Source organism: Niallia endozanthoxylica, from assembly GCF_008710145.1.
Taxonomy (GTDB): domain Bacteria; phylum Bacillota; class Bacilli; order Bacillales; family Cytobacillaceae; genus Bacillus_BD; species Bacillus_BD endozanthoxylica.
On record NZ_VYKL01000072.1, the window covers coordinates 1 to 6,436 of the forward strand.

Consider the following 6,436-nt stretch of genomic DNA (forward strand, 5'->3'; position numbering starts at 1 on the left):
AAACTCTCCAAAAGAATCGTTTGACTGCTCATAAATAATGTTGCTATACAGCAACTTGAATTAACGTTGACTTTTTTGTTGTTCAGTTTTCAAGGATCAATCAGCGTCACTCATAAGCGACCTTTATAATATATCATTGTAAAAAAGTTGTGTCAACTAATTTTTTAAATATTTTTTAACAACTAATTAACAGTTAGTCCTTTAATAAAGACTTGAATTATTATATCTAACAAGGATAGAAGAGTCAACGATTTTTCACAAAAAAAAAAAACAGAAAGGCCCTTTTGAATGAACATGGCCTTTCTGTTTATATAATCCACATATCTATTGCTACGAGTGCAAACATACCAGGAATACCTAAAAATCCAGATACTGCAGATGTGATCAAATTAATTGGAATATGGATGCCAAATTGGTTCCCCAGCATATTAAGAAAAAACAAAAAAAAGGCTCCTATTACCAGTTTTGCTGCTCCCTGGCTGATTAAACGTAAAGGCTTTAAAGGTGAACCATTGAAAAAAAGCAGTAAAACAAGGATTCCCAAAATAGCAACAATTACAATTGGCTCCAACTGCACTCTCCCTTTCTATCTTTGTACTACTATTCTTATGAACAGCCTGTACAAAATAGAACATGGTGAATAATGTCAGATTAAAAATATAGTCGCGTTATTTCAGAAGGGATATATTTCTTTTTTTAGCTTCACGTAATAATAAAAGATATTTTGCCCTAGCTAGTTTTGTTTGCAGTTCCATTTCGCCAAAAGGATCAAAACTTTTCTCAGCCAGTGTACTTTGGTGATCCCACTCTTGTTTTAGCCGCTTTAATTGCAGCAGCAACTGTTGATCAAATTCAGCCCGCAGCCTGCCTTTTCTACGAAAAAACATCTGTTTTCTCCTCCATAGAATAAAATTCCTCTACTGTAATAAAGCTATACTTCTCTTCTGCCTTCCATCGCCTTCGATAAAGTCACTTCATCCGCATATTCCAAATCTCCACCTACCGGTAAGCCGTGAGCAATTCTGGTCGTTCGAATACCTGATGGCTTTAATAGTCTGGAAATATACATGGCTGTTGCTTCGCCTTCAATGTTAGGATTCGTTGCTAAGATAACCTCTTTTACCGTTTCATCCTGCAGCCGTTTTAATAACGTGGGAATATTAATGTCCTCAGGCCCAATCCCATCCATTGGAGAAATTGACCCGTGTAAAACATGGTAAAGGCCATTAAATTCCTTCATTTTCTCCATTGCAATGACATCCTTCGGGTCCTGAACAACACAAATAATCGTACGGTCCCTTCTTTGATCCTCACAAATATAGCATGGATCCTGGTCCGTAATATGTCCACATACAGAACAATAGGTTAAGTTCCTCTTTGCATTGACAAGCGCCTTCGCAAAATCTAATACAGTGTCTTCCTTCATCGTTAGGACAAAAAAAGCCAGACGAGCAGCCGTTTTAGGGCCGATACCTGGCAATTTCATAAAACTGTCAATTAATTTAGATATGGGTTCCGGATAATGCATCCCACCTTACCTCCTAGAACATTCCAGGAAGATTCATTCCTTGAGTGAATTTCCCCATTTTTTGATTAGTCAGTTCATCAACCTTTTTCAAAGCATCGTTTGTAGCCGCAAGTACTAAATCCTGAAGCATTTCTACATCTTCTGGATCAACAACCTCTTCTTTAATGTTCACATCGACAACCTCTTTATGGCCAGTCATGATAACTGTTACCATCCCGCCGCCAGCTGTACCTTCAATTCTTTGTTCTCCTAATTCTTCTTGAGCCTTCGCCATTTCCTTTTGCATTTTTTGCATTTGTTTCATCATTTTTTGCATGTTGCCCATACCGCCGCCACGCATCATATTCATTACCTCCAATTAGTAGATATTTTTGTCAATATTTATAAAAGGATTAATCCTTTACTTCAATCAGGTCAGCACCAAATAATTTTTTTGCTTCCGCGATAATTGGCTCTTCCTCAGACGTACCAAACTCTGTTGTTTCTTCGCCGCTTTCATCCTGACGCTGATTTTTCACAAAAGACTCTCGGATCGATAACCACTGTTCTTCTGGAACACCTGTTACGGTCATTCTTTTACCGGTTAGTTTTTGCAAAATAGAAGAGATTGTCTCTACAAATTTATCATTATCCATTGCCATTTGACAGTGAATTTCGTATTTAAATTTAATAATTAACGCCTGGTTTGATGCTGCTGCCGGTTCTGCTTCTTTTAATAATGCAGCCTGCGAGCGCATTTGATTAGCTGTTAATGCTTCAATCAACTCTGCCCAACGGCTTTTGACAGCCTGAAGGTCCTGTTTTGTTGCAGACTTTAGAATCTCATTAATTCTTCCTGCCGGTGCCTGGAATCCTCTTCTTGCTGTTCTTTGCGGTCGTTTCTGAACAGCCGGCTGATGCTCCTCTTCCGTCATTTTGATGCCATGCTGCTTTAATTCACTAATTTCAGTCTCAAGCTGGTTAATTCTTTGCATCAGCTGTTCAACAGCCGGTGAATCCACTGCACTAGAGACAGATGTCTCAAGCTGACACAACTTGACTACTGCTACTTCAAGAAAGATCTTCGGATGGTTTGTGAAGCGCATTTCCTGCTGTGTTTTGCTTAACATATTTATAAGCTGATAAATCTCATCAGGATTTATATCTTCGGCAAGCGTCTTAAACTCCTCATCAAGCATCACCCGTTCCAGTGATTCCTCCAAATTTGGAGCAGCTTTATACAACAGCATATCACGGTAAAAAAGAATAAGGTCCTCAATAAATCTTGTTGGGTCTTTACCTTGGAAAAGCAATTCTTCTAATGATTCTAGTCCGCTGACCACATCATGATCCTTAATTGCCTTAGCAAGGTTCAATAGAAAGACTTGCGAAACTGCACCCGTAACCGTTAATGCATCATCGACTGTCACCTTTTCACTGCCAAAGGATATTGCCTGATCTAATAGACTTAATGCATCACGCATACCGCCTTCTGCTGCTCTTGCGATTACATATAGTGCATTATCCTCATAATTTACTCCTGTTTCACGGGCAATGAGAGCCATCCTGCCTACAATCGCCTGAGCTGTAATTCGTTTAAAATCAAATCGCTGACATCTAGAGATGATTGTGAGGGGAATTTTATGCGGCTCAGTTGTGGCTAGGATAAAAATTACGTGCTTTGGCGGCTCTTCTAATGTCTTTAGTAAAGCATTGAAGGCACCAATGGACAGCATATGAACCTCATCAACGATATAGACTTTATATTTCACAGATGTAGGTGCATATTTCACTTTATCTCGTATATCACGGATCTCTTCAACCCCATTGTTGGAAGCTGCGTCAATTTCAATAACATCAGGGATTGAACCATCAGTGATGCCCCGGCATGCCGGACACTCATTACAAGGTTCCTCAATCGGGGCCCTTTCACAGTTAACTGCCTTCGCTAATATTTTAGCCGCACTCGTTTTTCCCGTTCCACGAGGCCCTGAGAATAAATAGGCATGTGATATCTTATCTTGAAGCAGGGCGTTCTGCAATGTTTTCGTTACGTGTTCTTGACCAACCACATCAATAAAGCTTTGTGGACGCCACACACGATATAATGCTTGATAGCTCACCTCAACGCCCCCTTCCAATTCATGTCCTAAATCATTATAACTTATATATTTTCTATTATACAAAAAAATTAAGAAGAAAACCTTCCCTTGTTTTCCTCAATGGTGTTTTTTGCACAATAAAAAACCCATCCAATTAAGGATGGGTTTTAATAGTATAATTTAAACTGCCGTGCACCTTCCGTCGACTGATTCCCATAAGCGTTACTTGAGCAGTTAGCTCGGCCCAGGCAACCCTGCGGCACATGAGATGATCCACTTAATGCTGCTTCCTTCCGGACCTGACATGGTTCATGGGTTCCCATTGCGCAGGACCCGGACGTCAACACCACTTACTCAAGGCAGACCCTACAGGAGATCAGCCTCGGGAAAGGAGTTCGGCCTCGCTAGAGCGGATTGCGAGTACAGGGCACCGCTACCTCCCCGCTTAGCACGGCAAAATTGATACCATATTGTTAGGCGTCTTTATCGACGCATGATTAGTATACTAATATTCAACTTAAAATGCAACGTTTAATCACTTCCAAATTCTGTTTCTAAAGATAATGCCTGTTTTTTCTTCAGCTTCTCTACCTTTTTCCGCTCTCTTACTGAACGGAAGAAATCAGTTAGCAACTGCCCGCATGACTGTTCCAAGACCCCTGTTACAACCTCACTTTGATGATTAAACCGCTCATCCTGTAAAAGATTCATAAATGTACCGGCACAACCGCCCTTAGGATCTGCTGCACCATATATAACCCGTTTGATTCGAGCGAGAATAATGGCACCCGCACACATCGCGCATGGCTCGAGCGTTACATACAGCTCCGCTTCTTCAAGCCGCCATGACCCAACGACCTCACATGCCTGCTCAATTGCCAGTAATTCTGCATGTGAGACAGCACTCTGATTCGTTTCCCTTAAATTATGTGCTCTCGCAATAATTTCTCCGCCAAGAACAATAACTGCACCAATTGGAACCTCTTCCAGCTTTTCTGCCTTCTTCGCCTCTTCAATTGCTTCCAGCATATAATATTCATCTGAATGTTTTTCAAACATAGATTACAATCCTTCCTAAAAATTGCTTGTGGCCCAGAGTATGATTAAAAAATTATATCATGATTCATCATTTCAAACATAAATTGATAATGGCGTTTATTCACAAACATGTCTATATACCATTTTGGATAAAAGTAAACAGATGGCTGTTAGGAGGGAATTGCATGCAAATTCATGTAATAAGACCAAATCAATCACTCACATCTATTGCAAGAGCATTTGGAACAACTGTTAATGATATAGTTGAAGCGAATGAATTACAGAATCCAAATAATCTTGTTGTGGGTCAGACATTAGTTATCCCTATTGTCGGAAGCTTTTATTGGGTTCAGCCGGGTGACAGTCTATGGTCCATTGCAAGCCGCTTTCGAATGTCCTATCAGGAACTGGCAACAATAAACAGAATCTCTGTTAATCAGCCCCTTGTAGTAGGTTCAAGATTATATATTCCTCCCCGCCCAAAAAGCAGTGGCGAATTTAATGCCTATGTAGAGCCAAGGGGGTCTTCTGTTGCACCTGTGTTAGAGACAAGTGCCCGCGAAGCCGCTCCATACTTAACCTATTTAGCGCCATTTAGCTTTCAAGCTCTTAGAGATGGATCGCTAAAAGAACCGCTATTAAACAACTTCCCTGCTATAGCGGAAGCAAACAACAATGTGTTAATGATGGTTATAACCAATCAAGAAAATGATCAGTTTAGTGATGAATTAGGCCGGATTCTCTTAAATGACATGACCATCCAGGACCGGTTCTTGAATAACATTGTTGCAACGGCGAAGAAATACGGCTTTAGAGATATCCATTTTGATTTTGAATTTTTGCGGCCCGCTGACCGTGAGGCCTATAATCAATTTTTACGAAAAGCCAAGGCCCGGTTTAACCGAGAGGGCTGGCTACTATCCACAGCTTTAGCACCAAAAACGAGCGCCGAACAAAAGGGCGAGTGGTATGAGGCACATGATTACAAAGCCCATGGACAAATTGTAGACTTTGTCGTCATTATGACATATGAATGGGGGTACAGCGGAGGGCCTGCCATGGCTGTTTCTCCAATTGGACCCGTGCGTGACGTACTGGAGTATGCAATCACAGAAATGCCCGCCTCAAAAATATTAATGGGCCAAAACTTATACGGCTATGATTGGACATTACCATTTGTTCAAGGAACGATTGCTAAAGCATTAAGTCCGCAGCAAGCCATTGCCTTAGCTGCTCAAAGAAATGTTCCGATTCAGTATAGTACTGAGTCGCAAGCGCCTTTTTTCAGATATACAGACGATGAAGGTAAACAGCATGAGGTTTGGTTTGAGGATGCCCGTTCCATCCAGGCAAAGTTTGATTTAATTAAGGAGCTAGGACTCCGAGGCATGAGCTATTGGAAACTCGGATTGTCCTTCCCGCAAAATTGGCTGTTAATAACCGAAAACTTTAATGTGAGGAAGATTGGAAGATAAAAACCGGAAGCGGAAGCGCCTTGGTCTACCCCAGCAAGCATAAGCCAAGTCGAGGGTGAGGTTCGCCCTTTAACCTCATCATCGACTTGGCTTATGACCTCGAGGGGCTAGGCGCTGGAGCTGGACGCAATCCATTAAGTTACTTTTAATATACAAAAAACCGCTACCCAGTAGGATAGCGATTATATCTCCAATTTTATGCGCGTTTGTTTTTTATATTATGGCGGAGGAAGAGGGATTCGAACCCCCGCGCGGTTTAACCCGCCTGTCGGTTTTCAAGACCGATCCCTTCAGCCGGACTTGGGTATTCCTCC

The 6,436-nt window shown here is 41.3% G+C and carries 7 protein-coding genes, 1 tRNA gene and 1 other RNA gene; 1 reads left to right on the plus strand and 8 read right to left on the minus strand.

The window, feature by feature from the left end; genetic code table 11:
• Window positions 1-307 precede the first annotated feature (307 nt).
• From F4V44_RS26590 to tadA, 7 genes are all read right to left on the minus strand, one after another.
• Entirely contained in the window at window positions 308-571 is a 264-nt protein-coding gene (locus tag F4V44_RS26590) for a pro-sigmaK processing inhibitor BofA family protein (RefSeq protein ID WP_150442995.1), read from the minus strand.
• 97 nt (window positions 572-668) lie between these two features.
• Window positions 669-887 carry a YaaL family protein gene (locus F4V44_RS26595; protein ID WP_150442996.1) on the minus strand — a complete coding sequence of 73 codons (219 nt, stop codon included), beginning with the start codon at window positions 885-887 and terminating at the stop codon, window positions 669-671.
• Window positions 888-931: 44 nt separating this feature from the next.
• A complete protein-coding gene (gene recR / locus F4V44_RS26600; RefSeq protein ID WP_150442997.1) occupies window positions 932-1,528 on the minus strand; it encodes a recombination mediator RecR in 597 nt (198 codons plus the stop codon).
• A 13-nt stretch (window positions 1,529-1,541) separates the two neighbouring features.
• On the minus strand, window positions 1,542-1,868 hold the full coding sequence (locus tag F4V44_RS26605) for a YbaB/EbfC family nucleoid-associated protein (protein WP_191090874.1): 327 nt from the start codon (window positions 1,866-1,868) through the stop codon (window positions 1,542-1,544).
• A 52-nt stretch (window positions 1,869-1,920) separates the two neighbouring features.
• Complete coding sequence (dnaX, locus tag F4V44_RS26610; RefSeq protein ID WP_150442998.1) at window positions 1,921-3,630, minus strand: DNA polymerase III subunit gamma/tau; 1,710 nt, start codon at window positions 3,628-3,630, stop codon at window positions 1,921-1,923.
• A gap of 167 nt (window positions 3,631-3,797) precedes the next feature.
• An RNA gene (gene ffs / locus F4V44_RS26615) (signal recognition particle sRNA large type) lies at window positions 3,798-4,063 on the minus strand.
• A 77-nt stretch (window positions 4,064-4,140) separates the two neighbouring features.
• Entirely contained in the window at window positions 4,141-4,668 is a 528-nt protein-coding gene (tadA, locus tag F4V44_RS26620) for a tRNA adenosine(34) deaminase TadA (RefSeq protein WP_150442999.1), read from the minus strand.
• 164 nt (window positions 4,669-4,832) lie between these two features.
• On the opposite strand from tadA, the gene F4V44_RS26625 reads away from it, so the two are divergent.
• A complete protein-coding gene (locus F4V44_RS26625) occupies window positions 4,833-6,122 on the plus strand; it encodes a LysM peptidoglycan-binding domain-containing protein (RefSeq protein ID WP_150443000.1) in 1,290 nt (429 codons plus the stop codon).
• A 221-nt stretch (window positions 6,123-6,343) separates the two neighbouring features.
• Here F4V44_RS26625 and F4V44_RS26630 read toward each other — a convergent pair.
• Window positions 6,344-6,436: transfer RNA gene (locus tag F4V44_RS26630), tRNA-Ser, on the minus strand.